Annotated in this window: 1 protein-coding gene; it reads left to right on the forward strand. The window is 69.3% G+C overall.

What is annotated here, in order from left to right; translation table 11 throughout:
* Nucleotides 1–1,455: YfjI family protein (locus DP091_RS25230; protein WP_113060836.1), on the forward strand; the 1,455-nt coding region annotated here is incomplete at its 5' end.
* Nucleotides 1,456–1,544 lie beyond the last annotated feature (89 nt).

The following is a 1,544-nucleotide window of genomic DNA, read 5'->3' on the forward strand; positions in this document are numbered from 1 at the left end:
TCCCTGCGCCCCTGGCTGGTGGACATCGCGGAGCGGGCCTGCCTGCCGCTGGAGATGCTGGCCGTCCCCGCGCTGGTAGGGCTGTCGGGGCTGGTGGGCCGTAGCGTGGCGGTGCGCCCGCGTGAGTATTCGGACTGGACGGTGACGCCCAACCTTTGGGGAGGGATCGTAGCGCCCCCAGGGGCCAAGAAGAGCGACGCCATCGCAGAAGCCCTGCGCCCGCTGGCCGTGCTCGAAGCCAAGGCCCGCGCAGCCCACCAGAGGGCTGCGCTGGAGGCTAAGGCCGAGCGGCTGGCCCTGGAAGCGAGGCTGGCCGCGCTGAAGGGTCAGGCCAAGAAGGGCGAGCTGAGCCAGGGCGGGTTCGTGGACCTGCTGGCCCGGCTGGAGGCCCTGGAGACCGTGCCTGAGCGCCGGTATGTTACCCACGACGCCACCGCCGAGAAGTTGGGCGAGTTGCTGCGGGACAACCCCCGCGGGCTGGTGCTGGTGCGGGATGAGCTGGCGTCCTGGCTGGCCGCGATGGAGCTGCAAGAGTACGCGGTGGCCAGGGGATTCTTCCTGAGCGCCTGGAACGGCAACACCGCCTACACCTTTGATCGGATCGGTCGAGGGACCATCCACATCCCCGCCGCGTGCGTGGCCGTTGTCGGGGCCATTCAGCCCAGGCCCCTCGAGGCCGTCTTTGACCGCCTGCGCACCGACCCCACCCGCGCCGATGGGATGCTCCAGCGCTTCCAACTGCTGGTGTGGCCCGACGGGATGCCCCCCTGGACCCCCCCGCAAAGCTGGCCCGATCAGAAGGCGAGGGAGCGGGCCTTTGAGGTGTTCGCCCGGTTGGACGGGCTGGAGTTTCGTGACCCCGAGGGACGGCTCGAGCCCCACCTGCTGACCCTGAGCGAGGAAGCGGGCCGGGCCTTCGCCCAGTGGCACGACGCCCATGAGCGCCGCTTGCGTGATCCCAAGCTGGCCAACACGCCCCACTTCGCCGCCCACGTCGCCAAGTACGGGAGCCTGGCCGCGTCGTTGGCGACGATCTTCCACTTGGTGGAGCTGGCCGGGGATGACACCCGCTGGGTCTTCGACGAGGAGCGCTGGAGCCTGGCCGGGGAGTTGCCGCCGGTGGGCCTGGGGGCCGTGCACCTGGCCCTGGACTGGGTGGGGTTCCTCGAGGAACACGCCCGCAAAGTCTACGCTCCCGAGCTGAACGGCGCGATCCTCGACGCCCACGCCCTGGCCCAGCAAATAGAAGAAGGACTCATCACCGACGGGCAGACGGTGCGGGAGGTGCAACGCACGAGCCGCCGCTGGGTGGAGCGTGAGCGCCTGAATGCGGCCCTAGCCCTGCTCGAGCGGCTGAACTGGCTGAGGGTGGTGGAGGTGGAGCCGGGGCCGCTGGGAGGCCGCCCGTCCGAGGTGGTGCGGCTGCACCCCGAGCTTAGGGAGGAACAAAAATGAAAGTCTACCGCCCCCGCCATATCCGTCTCGAGGGGGAGCAAAAAATCACGGAAACCCCCTCTACCCCCTTTGACAAAACCGCCAAAACC

It is taken from the genome of Paenibacillus sp. MDMC362 (genome assembly GCF_003269305.1).
GTDB lineage: Bacteria > Bacillota > Bacilli > Paenibacillales > Paenibacillaceae > Paenibacillus_AQ.